The 22,768-nt window shown below is 55.2% G+C and carries 17 protein-coding genes; 7 read left to right on the forward strand and 10 right to left on the reverse strand.

The window, feature by feature from the left end; translation table 11 throughout:
- The first annotated feature begins 1 nt into the window (after position 1).
- The 4 genes from EQG79_RS17370 (at position 2) to EQG79_RS17385 (ending at position 5,829) form a co-directional block, all read left to right on the forward strand.
- Positions 2 to 1,465, forward strand: a complete 1,464-nt coding sequence (locus tag EQG79_RS17370) for a RagB/SusD family nutrient uptake outer membrane protein (RefSeq protein WP_129602859.1) — start codon at positions 2 to 4, stop codon at positions 1,463 to 1,465.
- 156 nt (positions 1,466 to 1,621) lie between these two features.
- On the forward strand, positions 1,622 to 2,998 hold the full coding sequence (locus EQG79_RS17375; RefSeq protein WP_236648951.1) for a glycoside hydrolase family 30 protein: 1,377 nt from the start codon (positions 1,622 to 1,624) through the stop codon (positions 2,996 to 2,998).
- A 198-nt stretch (positions 2,999 to 3,196) separates the two neighbouring features.
- Positions 3,197 to 4,039 carry a hypothetical protein gene (locus EQG79_RS17380; protein ID WP_077924417.1) on the forward strand — a complete coding sequence of 281 codons (843 nt, stop codon included), beginning with the start codon at positions 3,197 to 3,199 and terminating at the stop codon, positions 4,037 to 4,039.
- Positions 4,039 to 5,829 (forward strand): hypothetical protein, encoded by a 1,791-nt coding sequence (locus EQG79_RS17385; protein ID WP_129602861.1) that lies wholly within the window; start codon positions 4,039 to 4,041, stop codon positions 5,827 to 5,829. The genes EQG79_RS17380 and EQG79_RS17385 overlap by 1 nt, the downstream gene beginning before the upstream one ends.
- A 12-nt stretch (positions 5,830 to 5,841) precedes the next feature.
- Here EQG79_RS17385 and EQG79_RS17390 read toward each other — a convergent pair whose 3' ends face one another.
- Together EQG79_RS17390 and EQG79_RS17395 are read right to left on the reverse strand one after the other, a co-directional pair.
- Positions 5,842 to 7,305, reverse strand: coding sequence for a M48 family metalloprotease (locus EQG79_RS17390; protein ID WP_077924419.1), 1,464 nt, complete (start codon positions 7,303 to 7,305; stop codon positions 5,842 to 5,844).
- 95 nt (positions 7,306 to 7,400) lie between these two features.
- Positions 7,401 to 8,441, reverse strand: a complete 1,041-nt coding sequence (locus tag EQG79_RS17395; RefSeq protein WP_240699380.1) for a glycosyltransferase family 2 protein — start codon at positions 8,439 to 8,441, stop codon at positions 7,401 to 7,403.
- Between the two features lie 71 nt (positions 8,442 to 8,512).
- On the opposite strand from EQG79_RS17395, the gene EQG79_RS17400 reads away from it, so the two are divergent.
- Positions 8,513 to 9,130, forward strand: a complete 618-nt coding sequence (locus EQG79_RS17400) for a hypothetical protein (RefSeq protein WP_129602863.1) — start codon at positions 8,513 to 8,515, stop codon at positions 9,128 to 9,130.
- A gap of 22 nt (positions 9,131 to 9,152) precedes the next feature.
- Here EQG79_RS17400 and EQG79_RS17405 read toward each other — a convergent pair whose 3' ends face one another.
- From EQG79_RS17405 to EQG79_RS17415, 3 genes are all read right to left on the reverse strand, one after another.
- Entirely contained in the window at positions 9,153 to 9,611 is a 459-nt protein-coding gene (locus EQG79_RS17405; protein WP_129602865.1) for a regulatory protein RecX, read from the reverse strand.
- Positions 9,612 to 10,206: 595 nt separating this feature from the next.
- A complete protein-coding gene (locus EQG79_RS17410) occupies positions 10,207 to 11,139 on the reverse strand; it encodes an RraA family protein (RefSeq protein ID WP_077924355.1) in 933 nt (310 codons plus the stop codon).
- A 13-nt stretch (positions 11,140 to 11,152) separates the two neighbouring features.
- Positions 11,153 to 12,088, reverse strand: a complete 936-nt coding sequence (locus EQG79_RS17415) for an RraA family protein (RefSeq protein ID WP_129602867.1) — start codon at positions 12,086 to 12,088, stop codon at positions 11,153 to 11,155.
- Between the two features lie 128 nt (positions 12,089 to 12,216).
- Here EQG79_RS17415 and EQG79_RS17420 point away from each other — a divergent pair, with 128 nt between their 5' ends.
- Entirely contained in the window at positions 12,217 to 13,650 is a 1,434-nt protein-coding gene (locus tag EQG79_RS17420; RefSeq protein ID WP_077924357.1) for a mandelate racemase/muconate lactonizing enzyme family protein, read from the forward strand.
- A 69-nt stretch (positions 13,651 to 13,719) separates the two neighbouring features.
- Here the strand turns inward: EQG79_RS17420 and EQG79_RS17425 are convergent, their stop codons facing one another.
- On the reverse strand, positions 13,720 to 14,631 hold the full coding sequence (locus tag EQG79_RS17425; RefSeq protein ID WP_129602869.1) for a TIGR01777 family oxidoreductase: 912 nt from the start codon (positions 14,629 to 14,631) through the stop codon (positions 13,720 to 13,722).
- Positions 14,632 to 15,072: 441 nt separating this feature from the next.
- Here EQG79_RS17425 and EQG79_RS17430 point away from each other — a divergent pair, with 441 nt between their 5' ends.
- A complete protein-coding gene (locus tag EQG79_RS17430; RefSeq protein ID WP_129602871.1) occupies positions 15,073 to 15,594 on the forward strand; it encodes a hypothetical protein in 522 nt (173 codons plus the stop codon).
- Between the two features lie 887 nt (positions 15,595 to 16,481).
- On the opposite strand, the gene EQG79_RS17435 is transcribed toward EQG79_RS17430, so the two are convergent.
- The 4 genes from EQG79_RS17435 to EQG79_RS17450 all read right to left on the reverse strand — a co-directional run bounded on the left by EQG79_RS17435 (position 16,482) and on the right by EQG79_RS17450 (position 22,586).
- Entirely contained in the window at positions 16,482 to 16,796 is a 315-nt protein-coding gene (locus EQG79_RS17435) for an energy transducer TonB (RefSeq protein ID WP_077924361.1), read from the reverse strand.
- 206 nt (positions 16,797 to 17,002) lie between these two features.
- Entirely contained in the window at positions 17,003 to 19,657 is a 2,655-nt protein-coding gene (locus EQG79_RS17440; protein WP_129602873.1) for an ABC transporter permease, read from the reverse strand.
- Positions 19,658 to 19,659: 2 nt separating this feature from the next.
- Positions 19,660 to 22,263 carry an ABC transporter permease gene (locus EQG79_RS17445; RefSeq protein ID WP_129602875.1) on the reverse strand — a complete coding sequence of 868 codons (2,604 nt, stop codon included), beginning with the start codon at positions 22,261 to 22,263 and terminating at the stop codon, positions 19,660 to 19,662.
- Positions 22,260 to 22,586 (reverse strand): PadR family transcriptional regulator, encoded by a 327-nt coding sequence (locus EQG79_RS17450; RefSeq protein WP_129602877.1) that lies wholly within the window; start codon positions 22,584 to 22,586, stop codon positions 22,260 to 22,262. The genes EQG79_RS17445 and EQG79_RS17450 overlap by 4 nt, the downstream gene beginning before the upstream one ends.
- Between the last annotated feature and the right edge of the window lie 182 nt (positions 22,587 to 22,768).

The raw sequence follows: 22,768 nt of genomic DNA on the forward strand, positions 1-22,768 counted from the left end.
CATGAAACGTCTTATCATAGTCTGTATCCCCCTCTTTTTCCTGGCGAGCTGTGACGTGCTGGACAAGCAGCCGTTGCCGAGTATCACGCCCGAAAACTTTTTCACCACCGCCGACGACGCCGAGGCCGCGCTGACCGCGGGGTACGATGCGCTCCAGCAAACCAGCCTCTACGGGCAGGACCTGAACGTGGTGGGTGAGATGCCCTCCGACAACGTAACCAGCAGCAACGGCGACGTCAACGCGCTGGAGCGGCTGATCTGGACACCCCAGACGGGGCAGGTGAGCGGCATTTTTCAGGCCTCTTACATCGGTATCAACCGGGCCAATGCCGTGCTGCGGTACGTACCAACCATCTCGATGGATGCCACCCGCCGGGATCAGATCCTGGGCGAAGCGCGGTTCCTGCGGGCGCTGCACTACTTCAACCTGGTGCGGATGTACGGCGGAGTACCGCTGCGACTCGACCCCTCGGAGTCGGGCGAGCCGGGGGCAGTAGCCCTGGCCCGGTCAACCCCCGAGCAGGTATACGCCCAGATCGGAACCGACCTCCAGCAGGCCGAGCAGCTCACCGCTACCAGCTTCGGCAGCCAGGCAGCTAACCGGACCCGCATCATAAAAACGGCTGTCAACGCGCTCCAGGCGCGGGTATACCTGACCCAGCGCCAGTGGGCCGAAGCTGCTACGGCGGCCAACAAGGTGATCAGCAGCGGACAGTACCAGCTGTCGCCGAGTTTCAACGCCCTGTTCCCGCCCGACAACAATGCGGAGTCGATTGTAGAGGTCCAGTTTTCGGGCAATGCCGATGGCGGGTTCGTCTTACCCGACCTGCTGCTGCCCTCGCCCCCGGCAACCTATTCGTTCCCAAAATTCAACATTCCGACAACGGAGCTGATCCAGTACGCCGATACGCTCAACGACCTGCGCTGGAAGTTTACGGGCGAGGTGACCCAGACCGGCCGTAACCACGCCAGCTTCGTGATGGCCCGCTCGGGCAACGCCAACGACAACGGGCCGTTCGTCTACAAATGGCGCAGCAACCCCAACGCCTTCAACAGCCCGGACAACTACTACGTGCTGCGGCTGGCCGATGTCCTGCTGATGTTTGCCGAAGCGTCCAACGAGCAGTCCGGCCCCAACCCGGATGCCCTGACCCGGCTGAATGCTGTACGGACCCGCGCGGGCCTACCGGCGCTTACGCTGGCTACCCTGGCCACGAAGCAGGCCTTCCGCGATGAAGTAGACCGGCAGCGTCGGCTGGAGCTGGCTTTCGAGGGTGAGCGGTGGTTCGATCTGCTGCGGTATGCCCGGCATACCCAGGCCGACCCCAGCGCCACCCACCGCGTAACGGCGCTGACCATCATTCAGCAGGTGCGCGGTTCGCAGGATGTCAACTACCTGCTGTTCCCCATTCCGCAGAGCGAGATCAACAATAACGCCCTGATTCAGCAGAACCCAGGATACTAACCACCTACCTCGATGTACAGTAGTCGGCTTACGGCGCCAGGCTTTCTGATACGGGTCGCCCCGCCAGCCGACTACTGTACGCCGAAACCTGCATTCTTTTTCCCTATGCATATCCCCTTCAACATACCCGCCCTGGTGCTGTCGCTGCTGATCACGATGGGGCTGGGCAGCAGCTGCCAGCGTGTCGTCCCGAGTCAGACGGCCTCAACCGGCGTCGAGTTCTGGCTCACGAACCCCGATCGGTCGGCACTTTTTGTCCGGCAACCGGCAGTACTCCGGTTCAGTGATGCCAGCAGCCAGCAACCGGTCATCACCGTCGACGAAAGCCAGACATTCCAGTCTATCGACGGGTTCGGTTATACGCTGACGGGGGGCAGCGCCATGCTCCTCGACCGCATGGATGCCAGCTCCCGCGCGGCCCTGCTTAATGAGCTGTTTTCGACAAAAGACAACGGTATTGGTGTCAGCTATCTGCGGGTCAGCATCGGCGCGTCGGATCTCGACGACCGGGTTTTCTCCTACAGCGACCTGCCTGACGGACAGACTGACCCTAATCTGGAGAAGTTCTCGCTGGCGCCGGATCGGGCCCACCTGATTCCGATCCTGAAGCAGATTCTGGTCATCAACCCGGCTATCAAAATTCTGGGGTCGCCCTGGTCGCCACCCACCTGGATGAAGACCAACAACAACTCGAAAGGAGGTAGTCTGAAGCCCGAATACTACGATGCCTATGCGCGGTATTTTGTCAAATACATTCAGGGCATGAAGGCCGAAGGTATCCGGATCGATGCGATCACGATTCAGAACGAGCCGCTCCATCCGGGCAACAACCCCAGCCTGCTGATGCTGCCGCAGGAGCAGGCGCAGTTCATCAAGCAGAACCTGGGCCCGGCGTTCCGGCAAGCCAGTATCGACACCAAAATTATCCTGTACGATCACAACGCCGACCGGCCCGACTACCCCATCTCGATCCTGAACGATCCGGACGCGAAACAGTACGTAGACGGCTCGGCGTTTCACCTCTACGCGGGTCCGATCAGCGCCCTGTCCGAGGTGCACAAGGCCCATCCTGACAGGAACCTGTATTTTACCGAGCAGTGGATCGGCGCCCCCGGCAACCTGAAGGGCGACCTGGCCTGGCACGTGAAAACGCTGATCATCGGCGCTACCCGCAACTGGAGCCGTACCGTACTGGAATGGAACCTCGCGGCCGACCCGAAGCAGCAGCCCCACACCCCCGGCGGCTGTACGCAGTGTCTGGGCGCCATCACGCTGGACGGCAATACCGTTACGCGCAACCCGGCCTATTACAACATCGCCGTAGCGTCAAAATTTGTGCGGCCGGGCTCGGTTCGTATCGAGTCCAACACCTCCGAAACCCTGCCCAACGTAGCCTTCAGAACCCCCGATGGGCGCCGGGTCCTGATTGTACTGAACAGTAGCCCGGCTGCCCAGTCGTTCAGCATTCAGCACAACGGCAAACGCGTCAGTACGAGCCTGCCCGAAGGGGCCGTAGGTACGTACGTCTGGTAAAACGGCATCGGTTCTTATTTATCTGAAAACCTTCCGGGTAGTTACGACTAGCCCGGAAGGTTTTTTTTGTAAGTAACCCACTTACAGACAAATGTTTACGCCGTCAGGTAAATAAACGACCAGAACTCCGTAATGTGCTGATTATGAACCAAAAAACTGATACTTTACGTACTCAAACCTCACCCACCATCCATACCTATGAGCAACCACGCTGCGGCAGACAAGCTTCTCATTATCAACCAGGAAAATTCACCGATTAACCTCCGAAAGATTCTCATTTCGCCACCCAGTACCGGTGTCGAAGACCGGGGTAACAATATCCTCCATTTCAACAGTGCGAACCGGGGCTACGAAGGCCGTAACGCCAGTGCCACCGAGTTTGTAAAAACAGAGCTGGTCAACGCCGAAGCGCTGGAAAGCGATAGTGAAATCCTTCAGTTTGCGGTTCGGAAAGCCCGGGAGTTCCGGCAACAAAAGAAAGGAACTTACCTGGAGTTTGGGTTCTGTACCGGTCGTACAATCAACTTCATTGCCGCGCTCGCCTATTATACGGATGTATGGGGATTCGATTCCTGCGAAGGCTTGCCGGAAGACTGGCGGGGCCATTTCGAGAAAGAAAAGTTCAAAATGATTCTCCATCCCGACAATTCGGGTTTACCGTATATTCCCTTCGTGCCGCTGGCCAATGTGAAGCTGGTGATCGGTGAAATTTCGAAAACGCTGCCCGTATTCATCAGGACCCGGCTGGAAGCCGAGCAACACGTTGAACTGCTGCACATCGACACCGATATTTACCGCTCTGCCAAAACCGTTTATCGCGAACTGGACGACCGAATTGTGCCGGGTGTTACGGTCGTGGTGCTGGACGAGGGGTACAATTACTTCTACGACGAACGGCTGGACAAGGGCGAGAGCGAGTGGAAAGAACACGAATACAAAGCCACTCATGAGTTTGCCCGCCGGAAAGGGTATCGGGTTGAGTACCTGGCCTACAATAAAACGCATCAGCAACTGGTATTACGCTTCATGAACGGACGCTGATGGCCAGGCGACGTCGGTTATCCGAAGTAGACTTTATTGCCCAGCTCGACAGGCTGCTCACCAATAAAGCGAAGGTCAGTCTGGATAGCGTTGAGCCCGTTGTTATCAAGCAATATTATATCAATGGAAAAAAAGACGAGCGCGATACGCCACCCAGGTTCACCAAAGAAGTAACCATAAACGATGTTAAAACGGGCGTTCTGGAAATCAAAGCCTGGAAGACCATTGGGCTTACTATTCAAAATGCCACGATGGGTGGCCTGTGGCTGATCGACCAGTGCGAATTCGAATTCATCGAGATTACCGACTGTCCCGATTTTAACGGGCCGATCAAGTTGATGAACTCAACGGTGAAGCGACTGGTCATATCCGATTCAGTCATTACCGGGATACAGCTTTCCAAAAATTCGTCGGTCGAAACAATCGTCATCACCAACAGCACCATAGAAAAACCCGCTGACGACTCGCTGCTGTATACGGGCTTCTTCATCGACTCGTCCGTAGTCAGCAACCTGACCATCAGCGACATTACCGGCGAACAGCACATCTGCAACGCAACCCTTTCGAGTTCAGTACTGCGCAACCTGATTATCAGCCGGTCAGAAAACGTGGGTGCGTTTACGCTCAAGAAAGAAGCTACGCTGGGTGCCGTCAGCATCAGGGAGTCGGCGGTAGGGGGCTTGCTGGTTGCCGACCGCTCGGATGTACAAACGATCACCATCGCAAAAGACAGTAGGATCGATGAGTTGTCGCTGACGGGCGCCCCCGGTCTGCAAAGCCTGCTCGTGGAAGAATCGAAGATTGGCACCATTACCGTCAATAACCAACTGCTGCCCGAGGGCCTGATCCGGGCCGTAGAGATTGATACGCTCAGGTTCCTGAATAACTTCCGGAAGGATTCTGTCCTACAGATCAACAACGTAATCTTCAGGACGCTGATTTTTGAGGATTTCAACAACCTCGGCAATCTCAAATTCAGCAATGTAGACCGGGCCGTTGAGGAGCAGTCCAGCATCGAAATCCGTAACTCCGATCTGGGCAAAGCTCAGTTCATTGGCTGCAAGCTGGACGATGCGGTACGCTTCGAATTTTACAACTCCAAACTGCTCGAAATATTCGTGGCAGGCACGATCTTCCCGGGCACGGTTACCCGTTCTCCTACGGGTACCTATCGGGAATACCACGTGCTGGAACAGCAGCAGCTGGCGCTGGGACAGCTCCAGAAAGTGTATGAAAACAACGGCAACACCGTTCAGGCGCTGGAGTACCAGGCCCGGTATCTGAAAACAATTCAGGATGAACTGGCCAGCCGACTGCCACGCTGGTTGCAAACTTTCTTCAGCCTGAGCGCACGGGCCGGTGCTTTTATTGGCCGAAGCGTTTCCAGCCTGGCCGACAAACTATCGAGACAGGACCGGCTTAACCGGAAAGAACGCGCCGATTTTGTATCGCTCACCCTCAACTACCTGTCCAACAACTTCGGAAACAGCCTGACCCGCGCCTTCTGGTGGACCATTACGATCAGCCTGCTCCTGTTTAGTTTGTACGGCTGTAGTATCGGCTACAAGCCAGCCGCGCACTGGTGGGTAGCAGAAAATCGGGACGATTTTTTTCACCTGATGAGTTACTACCCGGAGTTTCTGCTACCTACCCATAAGTCAAACTTCATAGAAGGCCCCATCGAACACCCCGACATGGCCCGGTTCGTTGACTCCTTGTCGCGCATCATTATTGCTTACATGCTGTATCAGTTTGTACAGGCGTTCCGGAAGTACGGTCGCCGAAGCTGATACGCTAGGCCTCTACCGACTTACCGTTTTCAGCAGGGTGCCGCGGGTTATGCGGTCTTCGGCTTTGAGGCTGTTCAGCGTGCCCAGCTCTTCGAGCCGGCTGGCGGGCATATTCAGGGCGGTCATCACCTCCCGGAACGAACCATCGCGCGGGGCGGCCTGAATCCGGACGCGCTCGGGTTTGCGGTTCAGCTTATCGGGGTCGGTCAGTGCCCGGAAGCCCCCCGCCACCTGCCGGAAGGTAGGCAAACGGTTGCCGAACGCAGCCGCCTGCGACAGGCCGTGCAGCGCATAAACGGCGTTGTTGTACTGGATGAGCCAGGTAGCGATCTGCAGCCGGGTTTTGGGGTCCTGCTGCTGTTGTGGCTGGCCCTGCTGCTGTTGCGGCTGCTGCTGCGAAACCAGGAACAGAGCCGGGTTGCCGTTAATGGTGGTGCGGCTGTTTTCGAGTACGTTCAGGCTTAGCTCTTTCACCAGGTTCTGGGCCGCTTCATCGAGCGAGCCGCCTTTGGCCAGCATCAGGATCATGGCCGCCTGGCCGTCTTTGGGCCCCATCTGAAACTGCTCCGGCGAGTTCTGGTGATTCCAGTCGGCGGGTACCGGAAACTGGAACCGCAGCTCAGGATGATAAAACTGGTTGTTCTCCACAAAGCCCTGTTTGGGGTCCTCGCCGAAGATGATTCCGTCGATCATGCGCAGGTACGACTCCCGATCGGTTCTGTAGCTGGCGGGATTTTTAGTCTGGTAACTCTGGGCCAGCTGGTTCACGCGTGCCTGGCGGTTGCCCGGATCGGGGTGGGTGCTCATGAACTGCGGAATAGCCTGACCGGCGTTATCCTGAATACGTTTGATGGTACCGAAGAAGCCGGCCATCTGACGGGCGTCGTAGCCGATCTTGCTCGAATATTCGACCCCGATCTCATCCGACTCGGACTCGTGGGCCCGGCTGTAGCCCAGCAAGGCCAGCTGTAACCCCTGCGATGCGGCTTCGGTCAGCTGACCCGTTTTGTCGAGCAGCACCGACCCCAGAATCAGGCCCGCCGTACCGAAGAGCTGACTCGTTTGCTGGCGGGCCGAATGCTGGGCCGTAATATGACCGATCTCATGACCCAGTACCCCGGCAAACTCCGCTTCGTTGTTGAAGTGGGCCATGATGCCGCGGGTGAAATAAACGTAGCCGCCCGGTACCGCAAAGGCGTTTACCACGGGCGAGTCGACAATGTAAAACTGGTAAGGCAGGTCGGGCCGGTGCGAAATCTGCGCCATAGCCTTTCCCTTTTCGTTGATAAAGGCCTGCAGTTTCTGGTCGTCATACAGCCCCATCGTGGCAACGACCGACGGGTGCGACTGCTGGCCGAGGGCAATTTCCTGCTCTTTCGACATAAAGACAACCTGGCGCTTGCCCGTTACGGGGTTGCGCGAACAGGCCGATAAGCCGACGAGCGCACTGAGAACAAGGATACGAAATGTAAGCATAGTGAATGGGTTTATAAACGGTCAGCTGGATACGGGTGGAGGTATCCGACCGGGGTATCTGCAAAATAGAAACCAAATGTAGCGAAAGAGGAAAACTACTTATGTCCAATGGTCTGGCGGTAGCGCAGACTCTCGCGCATGGGACTACCCCGCCCGATGAACCAGGCCAGCCGCCCAAAGATCGGGTCACGCCGGAATTTACGCCCGTTTTTGATGAAATAATACAGCCGGAACAGGACGCGCTCGGGCCACGAATGGTACTTCCGGAAGTAATGAAACAGCGAAATGTAGTACTCTTTTTCGATGTCGTAATTGCGGGTTGTACTCTGTCCGGTGAAGTGGACATACTCGGCTTCAGGCACCAGCCAGGCCGTATAGCCGGCCCGCTGAAGCCGTTTGGCCAGGTCTTCTTCTTCTACGTAGAGGAAATGAGCTACGTCGAAACCCCCAATGGCCTGGAAAGCCGACGCCCGCACGAAGAGCGTACTGCCCATGATAAACGGCACCTGCACCGGCTGGGTATAAACCTGCTGCAAAGGTGGGTACAGGGCCGGATTGAACCGTCGAACGGCCCCGTGTCCCAGCAGCTTGCTGCCCAGCGTAGGCAGGTAGCCAAATGTTTGCTGGCGGGAGCCATCACCCGCAAACATCTGCGCCCCACTCAGGCCAGCCTGTGGCGTGGCGTCCATAAAATCGGCCAGTTGTGTACACACATCGGTGCGCAGTACACAGTCGTTGTTCAGAAAATAATAGTAGGTCGCCTGAGAGCCGGCGGCCTGGACGCCCAGCATATTTCCGCCCGAAAATCCCAGGTTGATGCGGCTCCTGACAAGCCGCACGTTCGGTTGTGCCGTCAGCGTTTCCAGAGCCGCCACATCGGCCGGGTTCGAATTGTTATCGACGATAATAATTTCGAAGGCAACCCCTTTCGTTTTGGCAACAATCGATTCAACGCAGTCGATGGTGAAGCGGTGGGAGTTGTAATTGAGCAGAATAATGGAAACGAAACGCTGGCTCATCGGCAAAACAGAGACCACCACCCGGCGGCAAACCGCAAAGAACCAGTAATTCAGGGGGCGAAGCAAATCACATAGCCCGAAAGCAGCTGAACGCCGGCTCAGAACGCAGTAACGCACACAACATTCGGCTAAGTCTGGCTACCTTACACGCTGTCCGACCTTTCTCTACACCAAACGTTTCAGCCAGTATGTGGACTCTCATTAAACCCCTTCTGCTTGTTGTTGGCCTGGCACTCCCGGCCTGCTGCTTCGGTCAGATCGTCGAAGCAACCGTAGAACCACCCCGATGCGCCAACCGTGACCTGATGGCAAGAGCGGGCGCCGGCGACGTTCTGAAAGCGTATCAGGATTACCTGCAGCAGACCCATACTCACGAGATTATGACTCCGGACGGCCCCATGGGTATACTGCTGCTCACCGAGTTTGTAAACGCGCAGGGGAAAGCCTGCTGGCGACTCGAAGTATGTTACGACGACCGCTACAAACAAGCCGTGCCGACGGGTTACTTTTTCCAGAAGTCCGGCCGGTTCAGACTGATTGTCGTTTACAGGGGAAATGAGAAAGGCAACATGCTGAACCCGGACCTGGAGTCGTCGGCCACGCAGCAACATACGCTGGCCTGTTACGAAGAAATTGTTGGCAATCGGGTATACATCCGGCCACCGCGCCAGCCACGCATTGCCCGTATTCTGGGCCGAAATTCGGATATGTGGGTAAAGGACAGGGTCGATATTTCAGGCAACGTATACAGCGCCCTGACCTTCGTTTTTGAAACCGACGGCACGTTCAGTCTGATAAGCGGCTAATGGCCAGGCTAGTCAGCCCACGTTAGTCGTCGGCGCCCAATACCGCGAAGATCAGATCCGATTCGTAGCCACGGCTCATGGCAAACCGAATGAGTTTTTGTTTGATAACGAGCGGATTGGCGTCGTTCAGGCTCCGCCGTTTCCTGTCGAGCAGATCGACCAGCGTTTGCCGGTAATCATCGGGTTCGATTTCTTTGAGGGCTTCGTTGAGGTTGTAGCCGGTAATGCCGCGCTGCTGGAGGTGTTGTTTTATCTTTCGTTTGCCCCAGCCCTTGACGCGGAATTTACCGCCGGCAAAGCTTTTGGCGAAGCGCTCTTCGTTGAGGTAATTCTGCTGAATCAGCTCAGCGATTACTTCCTCCGCATCATCGCCCCAAACGCCCCATTCCTTCAGCCGATCACGCACTTCCTGCTGCGTACGCTCCTGGTAAGCACAGAACATAGCAGCCTTTCGTAACGCATCTTTGAGGATGTCTGTCATACGACAAAAATACGAAAAAAGGGCCAGAAAAGCCCCTATACCGTGGTCTGTGTCCTCCTCACCGTGGTCCGTGGGGACACGGACCACACAAGCGTCAGCAATAAACCATCCGGGAAAATGGTCCGTGGGGACACGGACCCTGGTGAGGCCTTTATAGCGTAGTCCGTGTCCTCCTCACCGTGGTCCGTGTCCCCATGGATCACACAGGCGTCAGCAATAAACCATCCGGAAAAATGGTCCGTGGGGACACGGACCCTGGTGAGGCCTTTATAGCGTAGTCCGTGTCCTCCTCACCGTGGTCCGTGTCCCCATGGACCACACAGGCGTCAGCAATAAACCATCCGGAAGAATGGTCCGTGGGGACACGGACCCTGGTGAGGCCTTTATAGCGTAGTCCGTGTCCTCCTCACCGTGGTCCGTGTCCCCACGGACCACACAGGCGTCAGCAATTAACCATCCGGAAAAATGGTCCGTGGGGACACGGACCATGGTGGGGAAAAGCCCCTATAGCGTAGTCCGTGTCCTCCTCACCGTGGTCCGTGTCCCCACGGACCACCTGCGCGTCAGCAATAAACCATCCGTCACCAGGGGCGTATTACCAGGTTCGTTTGCTCATCATTTTGTCGAGTTCGGGTTTGGTCATGGTACCCAGTTCCGGATGGCCGCCGAGCCATTTGAGAAAATCAGTCTTGATCTCGTCGTTCCACTGGCTATCAATCTGACCAGTTGTGTACCGGCCCGACTTTACCATCTCGAAGCCGAACTGATCTTTACGAACCACAAACTCGGCCGTGCTGACAACCTGTTCAGCCATATGGGCCGGTACGAACAACACCCCTTCACGCTGCGCAATCACCAGATCGCCCGGCAGCACCATGGCGTTTCCCATACGGATGGGCGTGTTCAGTCCCATAAGCACCATTTCTTCCAGAAAAGACGGGTGAAAATCGCGCACGAAAGCGTTGAACCCTTTGATCTGCTGCAACTCCTGCAGGTCGCGGGCGGCTCCGTTGAACACCACGCCGTTGCCGGTTTTGCTGAAGATCGCATTACCCAGGGTGGCACCCATCAGCGTACCACCACCAATTTTCCCGAACGCATCGGCCACGTACACGTCACCTTTGGTCAGCACATCGATTGGCCAGGCGTTGGTATTGCCTTTGCGGCCCTGCTGGGTGGTACCCCGCTGTTTGATGTTCTTCTCCACATCGGGCCGACTGGGCATGAACATGGCCGTAACGGCGCGTCCAATAACCGGCACATCGTCTTTGATCAGTTTCCAGCCGCCCTCGAACTGATTGGTATAGCCTTCGTTTTTCAACACCGTCCAGGCATCGTCGATGCCGATGTGTCTGGCCCGCTCCAGCAGGGCGTCCGGAATTTTGGGGCGTCCGTCGGGGAAACGGTCGCCTTTCCACTCGGACGTCAGAAAGACCAGTTCATCTTTCGGGATGGTTTGTGCGGATAACGAGTGACTGGCGTAACCAATCAGGCCGACCAGCGTCAGGCAGGTAATCATACGTTTCATTCGTCCGAATCAATTAGTGGCCTTCTTTGGCCAGGTAAGCGTCGATGTCTTTCTGGGTAATGGCTAACTTCTTGGGATACTTGGCCACCCACTGCCGGAACTCGCCTTTGATTTTATCGGACCAGTCGCCGTGGATTTCGCCGGAGGGGTATTTGCTCTGCTGCAGCAGCACCCGCTCAAACTCATCGCGCAGGGCCGTCATTTCCGATGCCGACACGAGACCTTCTACCAGATGAGCCGGGATAAAGACGGTGCCGTACTCGTTGGCAAATACCACATCGCCGGGCAGTACCGTCACATCGCCGATCCGGATGGGGGCATTGATGGAGGTGGGCGTCATGTCTTTGATGTACGATGGGTCATGGCCTTTTACCCAGGCGTTGAACCCCTTGGTATCTTTCAGCTCCTGCATATCCCGTACCGATCCGTAGAAGATGACTCCCTTGCCGGTTTTGCCGTAGATAGCGTTTCCCAGACTCGACCCGATCAGCGTGCCGTCTTTTATTTTTCCGTAGCCATCGGCCACGTAGATATCCCCCTTGGTCAACACGTCGATCGGCCAGATGTTGATCCCGCCTTTCTGCGACCGTCCCTCGGCCTTTCCCTGGGCCCGGACCAGGCTATCGAGGTCGGGGCGGGTGGGCATGAACTGCGCCGTTACCACCCGGCCGGTCATCGTTTCGCCCGGCTTGAGAATAATCCAGTTTTTTTCGACCTGATTGCGGTAGCCTTTATTACCCAGATACCCCCAGATCTGTTCGAGTGTGCAGTTCTGAAGCCGTTCGAGCACCAGGTCGGGCACGTTGGGACGACCATCGGGCAGGCGGTCGCCTTTCCAGCTGGCGGTCAGTGCCTTGATGTACTCGGGCGATGAACCCACCCGCTGGGCCTGCGCTACCAGGCTCATCGAAACGACAATGGTCGAGGCAAGTACTAGTCTTTTTATCATCTTCTTGAGGGGTATAGGATCGTACTGGATTTCTCTGATTTTCTACCAAAAAGCTGGGTCTATAAGTAAAATACTGACATTGACCTATTTTAGGTATTAATAGCCATATATCAAGACAACCCTTTACCATGAAGAAGTTTTTATCTCGTCTCACCCCGGCGCCTTCCTCGGGCGATGCTGCCAACCGCCGTGAGTTCATTCGCAATGCGGGTCTGGGTGGTCTGTCACTCGGCATGCTCTTCGACGGCAAACCCGATCAGGAGCTGGAATTTATCACGCAGAAAGTGCCGCGCGACTCGAAACCATCTGAGCTGAAGATCACTGACCTGCGGGTAGCTATCCTGGCGGGGGTTCCGTTTACGAGCCCCATCATCCGGATCGACACCAACCAGGGCCTGGTTGGCTGGGGCGAAGTACGGGACGGAGCCAGTGCCAATTACGCCCTGGCGCTCAAGAGCCGACTACTGGGTAAAAACCCCTGTAACGTGGAGCAGCTGTTCAAACTCATCAAACCATTCGGGAACCACGGCCGGGCAGCCGGGGGCGTTTGCGGGGTTGAGATGGCGCTCTGGGATCTGGCGGGTAAAGCCTATGGCGTACCGGCCTACCAGCTTCTGGGCGGCAAATACCGCGATTTTATCCGGCTCTATGCCGACACACCCGAAGGAAAAAACTACGACGAGTTTGCCGTCAACATGGCCAAGCGCCGGGATGCGGGCTACTCATTCCTGAAAATGGATTTCGGTATCGGGATGCTGGCCGATCAGCCGGGCATGCTGGTGGGCGCCAGCCAGTGGAGCGTGAAACGAGCCTACGACCCGACAACCGGCGGCAAAATGGGGAACTACGCCATGACCAAACACCCCTTCACCCGCATTCAGGTCACTAAAAAAGGCATCGATAAACTGGCTGAGCACGTAGGCCGCGTCCGCGAAATCGTTGGCTATGACACCCCGCTGGCGGCCGATCACTTCGGTCACTTCGACGTCAATACGGCCATTCTGATCGGCAAGGCGATGGAACCCTTCCGGCTGGCGTGGCTCGAAGATATGGTGCCCTGGTTCTATACCGACCAGTGGAAACAAATCTCCGACGCCATCGAAACGCCCACCCTGACGGGCGAAGATATTTACCTGAAAGAAGAGTTCATCAAGCTCATCGACGCCCGCGCCGTCGACATGATCCACCCCGACCTAGCTTCATCGGGTGGTCTGCTCGAAACCAAGAAAATTGGCGACTACGCCGAAGATGCGGGCATTCCGATGGCCATGCACTTTGCCGGATCGCCGATCAGCATGATGGCCAATATCCACTGCGCTGCGGCCACGGAGAACTTCGTAGCGCTCGAGCACCACGGCGTTGACGTGGCTGGCTGGGAAGACCTCGTGACCGGCATCCGGCCCATCGTAGAAAAAGGCTACGTGAAAGTACCCGACCGCCCGGGCCTGGGTGTCGATCTGAACGAAGAGGTAGCCAAGAAGTATCTCCGCAAAGGAGCCACCTGGTTCGCCCCCACCGACGTCTGGAACGAACGCGACTCCTGGGACCGCGAGTGGAGCTAGGCCTCACCGATTGCCGACAAAAGACCATTATTATGCCAAAGCCCGGCCCCGCAACGCCGGGCTTTGTTTTTAGTTGAGCAGGTCGTTCAGCGCGTTGGTCAGATCGGCGTACTGGTAGCGGAAGTTTGTCTCGTCCGCAATGCGTTTGTTCAGGACGTAATTGCCGCCGATGACCGTGATGGCCATTTCGCCAAACATCAGCTTAATGACAAAATTGGGAATATTGGGCAGCAGCATGGGGCGCTTCAGCACCTCGGCAATGGCACGCGTCAGGGTTTCGTTGGTGACGGGCGTCGGCGCTACGGCATTGTAAACACCCTGCCACGACTCGTCCGCGAGCGCCTGGATGTAGAGCCGGCACAAATCGTCGATATGAATCCAGGAGATATACTGCTGGCCCGATCCGATTGGCGCCCCCGCCCCCAGCCGAATCGGCTGGGCCAGCTTCGGCAGTGCCCCCCCGTCCATGGTCAGCACCACCCCCGTCCGGAGTTTCACCGTCCGGATACCAAGGGCAGCCACCTGGTCTTCGGCGCGTTCCCAGGCTCGCGTCACCTGCGCCAGAAAGTCGGCCCCGCCCGGACTGGTTTCGTTCAGCGGCCGATCGCCGGTGTCGCCCCCGTAGAAACCGATGGCCGACGACGCGACAAACGATTTGACCTGGTTCGGGTTCTCCGACAGCGCTTTGGCAATCAGCTCGGTAGACTGCGTACGGCTGGTCAGGATTTCGTTCTTCCGGGCGTCGGTCCAGCGCTCATCGGCCACCCCGGCCCCGGCCAGGTGGATAATATGATCGGCCGTCTGAATAGCCCTGGGGTCGATCTGCCCGCGCTGAACATCCCACTGGTATACGGTTACGTTCGGAACCGGTTTGTTGGTTCGGCTCAGGTACGCTACCTGATAGCCCTGTTGTTGAAGCAATTGCGTAAGCCGACGGCCAATGGTGCCCGTACCGCCGGTAATAAGAACTGTAGAAGCCATACTCGTAAACCAGTGGGTTAGTACTGTATAACCTGATAGGCGTAGTTGAGGTTTGGCAACCCCGGTTCATACCCGCCATTCTTTTCGGCAGGCCGGGCGGGTAAATTCGGGCAGACAGCGCGTTACACACTACCAGGTACAGACCAGGAAACGCCTGTTGTGAATTAACGGGGGCAAGAGGCTGTATCCTTGCAGGCCAGGTTTCCGTATTGCAGGCAGACTTGGATTCGTTACTATGCAAATGCCAGTGTAGTGCCTGACGGGTAGTGCCTTGACAATCTGGTATATGCTATTTTAGTGCTGATTTTACCGCAACAGGATCCAGCCGCTCCATATCGTCTATTTGTTAAATCCGCTGCCAGGCTATCTTGCCCAATAGAAAAAATAGTTTTTCAGCCAACGTACCACTCCTAGGGTCAAGTCAGAAATGTATGTTCACTTATGAAACAAGCACTTATTGTTTTAGGATTGGCAGGCTTGATGCAGGCCGCTTTGGCAAAGAACGAGTTGACCGATTCGGTGAGTTATCGCTCGGCCAATGCACTCGTTACGGATATGGCACGTCTGATCAGGCAACACGCCTACCTTAACGCAATAACCATGGTACACCGCTATGATGCGTGGGCTGACACAACGCAGGGCTGTAAACTCTACATAGGTGAACAAATAGATCTACTGGGCGATCCAGGGGAGGTAGAATGGTACTACATTGACTTTAAACAGCCAATCAAAGCCAATGAACTAAAGGTGGTTATGGGTAAGAATGACAATTTTATACTCGAAGCATCGAAGAGTATTACCAAAAAAATAAAGCGCCGGGTAAAAAATAATCAGCAATTGAATCAGGAGAGAAACGCCCGTTTGAGTATCTTGTTTCTTACCGACAGGAAGAAACGTACTGTCGATTTTGGACAATTACAAAAGCAATTATCCGACATAATTAGTCAGCTGATCGAAAACTGATTCCACGATAGAACAGCAACGAAAGCATCAACCGAACTCAGTATTCTAGTATATAATCAGTACACAGTTTAAGCGGGCAAGTGTAGATTATTATACATAGACTGGAGCTAAAAAATACAAATAACGCACCTGTAGTTATACAGCAAAACATAAATTAATTATTCGTACACAGCTCGGGCGCATGAAATTGTATTTCCTAAACATAGGGGCCTCTATAACGAACCTATACTTACTACTTTTTTTATGGGGTTTGTCGGCCGGCATGGCTGGCTACGTACCGGTTTTGGCGATAGCAGGCTGTGTTTCGTTATTTGTTGTCATACCTCCCCTGCTAGTCTACAAGATGAGAACAGGCTATTTAGGAGGACTTTTATGCACTGTGGCTATTCTGCCCTGGTCAGCTATATTTACAGTATCAGCCTTGAGAGATACCGAGTTTACTTTAATCAAATTGGTGTTTGTTGTACCCCTTTGTCTCACTGTAATATCAGGCTACCTTTCAGCTTATTTTCTTATAAAAAGGAAAGACCTAACCTTGTCTACTAATGCTACGAATCGTTTTCTTCTTTCAATAGTGCCGGGCCTACTGTTCGTTCTTTACATAATTATGCTATCAAAAAATTTTCAATACATAGCCAAATAGATTATCAACAAAATACACGGTACAGCTTGTAGTAAAAACCGTACAATCAATTGAACCATACTTTTCTTTTGCTCGCCAACACAATCAAGGCAAACAGTAAACCAATCACTGAAGCACTGGAAAACCCAACTACCCTGAGGTATAAAATGGCGATCAGCACTGTAACTATAATTTTATTGATTTTCCATCCGTCATTTCGGTTAGACACGTGCACCCATGAAAAATTAAGCAAACAGACTACCCGTTATATACCAGCGGTAAAGTCAATGGGCAGGATGAATTTATACCGGGCGGGCTCTCCATCTACAGTGCCTGGTGTCCAGGCAGGCATACTGGCCACGATCCGAACCGCTTCCAGATCGGCTTCTGTGTTTATCCCTTTACGCACAATACAGTTTCCGACGGAGCCATCAGCATTAACCACAAACTCGACAAATACCGTCCCACTGGTAGCAACGGACAGGGGGCGCCTGGTCTGATCGACAAACCGCTGTAGCGCTGGAGCACCGCCGGGAAATATAGGGTTGACTGGCCCTGCACTACGTTGAGAAGAGGCCATGACAGACGGGGTATAAAAGCCAGGATTTCAGGGACCAATAGTACAACCAAAACAGATCATACGCATGGCTGCCGGTAACGAATACCGCCGATATTTTTGCCCCAGCCAGTACGGCCGATGAGCCGGGCCGGGTAGCCATGGCCGGTTTGGCACCACCCTATAGCGTTCCGGCCCGGTGAGGCAATTAGAGTCAGTGGAGGTGGCTGCTATTCGCTTCTTAGACTTTTTACCGGGTCCATCAGAGCCGCTTTGATGGCCTGAAAGCTGACCGTCAGCAGGGTTATCGCCAGAGCACCCGCGCCCGACGCGGCAAAAATCCACCACGACAGCTCCGTGCGATATTCGTACTTCTGAAGCCAGCCGCTCAGAAAATACCAGGCAATGGGCGTGGCAATACCAAAGGCAATCAGGACCAGAAAAACGAAGTCTTTGGAGAGCAGGCTCCACAGATTCAGCACCGATGCGCCCAGCACTTTCCGAACGCCAATCTCTTTGGTTCGCTGCTCGGCCGTAAACGACGCTAACCCGAACAGACCCAGACAGGAGATGAAAATAGCCAGTACGGCAAAGATGGAAGCGAGCGTGCTGATGCGTTCTTCGGCCGCAAACTTCAGCGCGTACTGTTGATCCAGGAATTTATAATCGAACGGACTGCCGGGATTAAACGTCCGGAATACGGCTTCCACGCTGGCGAGCGATTCGCTGGCACTGAGCCGCGGATTCAGCTTGATGTTGATGACACCAGCCCAGTTGTAATTCAGCAGGAAAGCCGTCTGGTAAACCGGCGCAAACGGCGAGTCCATGACCATATCCCTGATCACCCCCACAACCTGAAAGGGCTTGCCATTCCATTTCACGACCTTGCCCACGGGGTCGTTCAGCCCCATGTACTTAACAGCCGTTTCGTTCAATATCAGGCCGGACGAATCGGTCGAAAAGGTCCGGGAAAAATCCCGCCCTGCCACAAATTGCCACCCCACCGTTTTGCCAAAGTCATGGGTTACGGCCATTACCCCTAACTGCTCTTTCATAGCCGGGTCTTTACCTACCCAGTCGAAGCCGATTTGGCGCGAACCCAGCTGGGTGGTGGGCGATGATGAGGTAGCCATGTCTACAACGGCACCCGTTCCGATCAGCTCGCTCCGCAGCGCGTTGTAGTGACCAAACAGTTCCGGCGTATTCATGGCCACGGTAATCAGTCCACTTCGGTCATACCCAACCGGCCGGTTTTTAGCGTGCTGAATTTGCTGGAAAACGATGACCGTACCGGTGATGAGCGTCACTGACACCGTAAACTGAATAACGACTAAAACCTGACGGGGTAGCGTAGCGAAACGCCCCACCCGAAATCCTGACGACGTGCCTTTCAGCACCGTTATGGGCTGAAACGAGGACAGGTAAAGCGCCGGGTAACTACCCGCTATCAGCCCCGTAACGAGACTAAACCCGAGGCCCGAAAGCCAGAAAACCGGCTCCTGCCAGGGCATGACTAACTTCTTGTCGGCGATATCGTTAAAGAGAGGCAGCGCTAGCCACACCAGCAGCAGAGATAGGGTAAAAGCCACCCCAACAACCAGCAATGATTCGCTGAAAAACTGACTGATCAATTGGGCGCGATTAGAACCAACCGCTTTGCGAATGCCTACTTCTTTCGCTCGCTTTTCGGAACGGGCGGTCGACAGGTTCATGAAGTTGATACAGGCCAGCAGCAGCACAAATACGCCAATGAGCCCGAATAGCCAGACGTACTGAATCCGACCGCCCGCCACCCCCGACTTATCCCACTGGTCATACAAATGCCAGCGGCTCATGGGGTGCAGGAAAACGGCCGGTTTTACGTGCGCTGTTTCCGGCACATTCTTCAGCCTGAGGTCTTTTATTTTGGCGGAAACGCTCGTAAAATCGGCTTGGGGAGCGATCTGAGCCAGTATTTGCCAGGAGTTGTTATCCCAGCCGGCATTTTCCCGAATCCAGGGTTCCGACGAAACGTATAAATCCCAGGGCGCCATAAACCTCATCTCCCGGAACTCGGTATTGTGCGGAAAGTCCTCGTAAACGCCCATTACCTTCACGTTTAGTTTGTTGTCGATCTTCACCACTTTGCCCAGCGGATCAGCATCGCCAAACAGGGCCGTTGCTACGGATGCGGCCAGTAGAACAGAGGCCGGATCGGTCAGGCCTGCCCGAGTTCCCTTTGTCATAGTCAGACTAAGCAGGTCGGGCGCTTCGGGGCTTACGTAATTTCCTGTTTTGGTGAACTTCTTATCGCCATACGCCAGGATATGTTCGCGGGTCCAGGACGACAGCACGACCCGTTCGAAATCGTCCGCGAAGTCGGTCTGCAATGTTTTCGCTAAGGGCAGGGGCATGTACTCGCCGGCTCCAAAATCTCCATTAACGGTTGCGCTTTGCATCACCTTGGCGATACGGCCGTAGTGCTGGTAGTAGGTATTAAACGTCAATTCGTCGTACATCCATAGCCCAATGAGCATGGCCACGGTCATACCAACCGATAGGCCGCCGATGTTAATGACAGAGAAGGCTTTGTTTTTGGCCAGGTTCCGCCAGGCGATTTTGAAATAGTTGCGAATCATTGTCGTTGTGGTTGGTCGGGGATACTTGTCTCGTTTCAGCAGGGAAGGCCGCAGCAGGCTCAGCACATCGCGTACATACCGCCAGCGGGCCTGGCTCAGCCCCACCGCCTGCACCCGCTGCTGGAATAGTTCGCTCAGGTCACCCTCCAGCTCTTCGGCCCGGTGGGGCGGGCAGAGCCAGTGCAGCAGGCGCGTAGCCCAGCGGGGTGGTCGGGGTCGCTCCGGCAAACCGGCCGCATCACCAACGGGTCGGGGTGGGTGGTTCATGGTTATTCGCTGCGCAGGCTCTTTACCGGGTCCATCAGAGCCGCTTTGATGGCCTGGAAGCTGATGGTCAATAAGGTCACGCCCATCGCGCCCAAGCCAGCCAGGACAAAAATCCACCACGAGAGTTCGGTGCGGTATTGATAATTCTGAAGCCAGTCTGAAAGCACGTAATACGCCAGCGGAGCGGCCAGACAGAAGGCAATCGCTACCAGTATGACAAACTCTCTGGAGAGCAGGCCCCAGACGTTGAACACCGATGCGCCCAGTATTTTCCGAATGCCGATCTCTTTGGTCCGCTGCTCAGCCATGTACGACGCCAGACCAAACAAGCCCAGGCAACTGATCAGGATGGCCAGGATGGCGAACCCACCGGCTAACCGGCCGATGCGCTCCTCGGTACCGAATTTCCGGGCATACGTATCATCCACAAACTTATAGTCGAAGGGCGCGTCGGGGCTGTAGCGTTTGAATACCTGTTCTACGTTGGCCAGGGCTTCGTGAGAAGAGGCTTTTGGAGACAGACGAATATTGATGGTGTTGACATTGCGGTAGTTGACCGCGAAAAACGACGGGTTAACCGGCTTGAACGGATCTTCTTTCACCATGTCTTTGATAACACCGATCACTTTGTAGTCGCGGCCGCCCTGCCGAACGATCTCGCCAACCGGGTGCCGGATGCCCATTAATTTGACCAGCGCTTCGTTCAGAATCATTGCGGAGCTATCCGTTGTGAAATCGCGCGAAAAGTCGCGGCCTTCCTTGAGTTGCCAGCCTACCGTTTGGCCGAAATCGTGGGTCACGTAATTGCTCATCACCAGTGGCTTGGTGTCGGTTTTCTTCCCTTTCCAGCTAATATCCGTTGTGCCACCAGCCTGTTCGGTTATTGAATTCGATGATTCGGACATGCCCGCTACGGCCCCTGTGTTCAGCAGATCATGACGCAGAGCGGTATAATGCCTGTACAGTTCGGGCGCGTTCATGCCAATTTCGATCAGGCCACTGCGGCTGTAGCCCACCGGACGGTCTTTGGCGTGTTCGATCTGCCGAAAGACGATGATGGTGCCGATGATGAGTGTGACAGAAACCGTAAACTGAAAGCCAACCAGCACCCGCCGGGGAATCGTAGCCGATCGATTGGTGCGCATCATCCCCTTCAGCACTTTGATCGGCTGAAAAGAGGATAAGTACAGGGCCGGATAGCTGCCGGCAATCAGGCCCGTTAGCAGGCTGAACCCTAGCCCGGCGAGCCAGAACAGTGGATTTCCCCACGGAATGCTCATCTGCTTCTCCGATACCTGATTGAAAAACGGCAGTGTGAGCTGCACGAACAGAATGGATAGTACAAAGGCCAGCACCGCCATCAACAGCGATTCGCTGAAAAACTGCGCCACCAGTTGACTCCGCAGCGATCCGATCGACTTGCGGATTCCCACTTCCTTGGCGCGTTTTTCACTGCGCGCCGTACTCAGGTTCATGAAATTGATACAGGCCAGCAGCAGCACAATGACACCGATACTCCCGAACAGCCATACGAACGTAATGAGTCCGCCAATATTGACGCCGTCTTTAAAATCGGCGTACAGATGCCATTTGCTCATTGGATGCAGGAAGAACTCCGGTTTATAGCCCGGCGGATTATCCCGCTTCATCCGAATGTCCCTGATTTTGGCCGACACCTGCCCAACATCGGCGCCCGGTTTGAGCTGGGCAAAAATCTGGTACGAGTTGGAGTCCCATTCGTCCTTGTCGCGTTTGGCTCCGTCGTCATTAGCCGCAAAAAATGCCCAGGGAACCAGAAAGGTTACGTCGCTGAACGTATTGTTGGCCGGAAAATCCTGGTAGACGCCCGCTACTTTCACCGTCTGTTTGTTGTCGAGCCTGATCAGTTTATTCAGCGGGTCTCCCGTGCCGAACAGGGCGCCGGCCAGCGACTGAGAAAGCAGAATCGAGTTAATATCGGTGTTGCCAAAGCGCGTTCCGGATACGACGTTCAGCGACAGCATATCGATGACGTCCGGCTCGATGTAATTGCCCATTTTCAGCAGCTTCCGCTCGCCGGCGGCCAGAATGACATTACGGCTCACGGAAAGACCAACCGATTCAAAGTCCGGGTACTTGCTTCGCAGTTCCTGCGCCAGCGGAATCGGCAATACGTCGTAAGACGCTTTCTCTACGTCGAATTTGACAAACTGCCAGAGTTTAGCCAGTCGGTCGTAGTGTTTGAACTGTTTGTTAAACGACAGCTCGTCGTACATCCACAGCCCAATAAGCATCGCGACGGCCATACCCGAGGCCAGTCCGAACATATTGATGAACGAGTACACCCGGTTTTTAGCCAGATTGCGGAAAGCGATTTTGAGATAGTTGCGGATCATCGTCGTTGTTGCTGGTTTGGAATACTCGTCTCGTTTCATCAGGGAAGGCCGCAGCAGGCTCAGCACATCGCGTACATACCGCCAGCGGGCTTTTCGTAAGCCCACCTCCCCTACCCTTTGCCGGAACAGCTCTTCGAGGTCGCCCTCCAGCTCTTCGGCCCGGTGGGGTGGGCAGAGCCAGTGCAGCAGACGCATAGCCCAGCGGGGTTCGGCTGTTGGGGGCGCTTTCATGACCAGGCGGTATGGGGAATGGCATCCCACATCTGATTGCGCAGCTGCCTAATCTCTTCCAGCGCCCGCCGGCCATAAGCCGTCACGGTATAGAGCCGCTTCCGGCGGCCACCCCGTTCGGCAGTCATACCGCCCATTTGTGAGTCGACCAGCCCTTTTTCCTGCAGCCGGTTCAGGGCCGAATGCACCGCCCCGAGGCTCACCGACCGGTCCATCTGCTGCTCGATTTCATTGACGATGGCGGCTCCGTAGGCATCGCCCGACCGAATGGCCACGGCCAGCAATACCACTTCTTCAAACTCGCCCAGGTACGTTCCTTTCATGCCTGTCCATTAGTTGTGTATATGTATAACAAATGCTTTGCCACAAACTAAAATGGCCCATTCTGCGCAGAATGGGCCATTTCGATTGTGCTGGGTTGGACTTGATTGTCCAGAATCGGACAGGTGTTCGTACGCTTCTGGACAGGTTTGCTCGATAAACGGACTTCCCTGGCGTACTACTC

The organism is Spirosoma sordidisoli, assembly GCF_004138325.1.
Lineage (GTDB): Bacteria > Bacteroidota > Bacteroidia > Cytophagales > Spirosomataceae > Spirosoma > Spirosoma sordidisoli.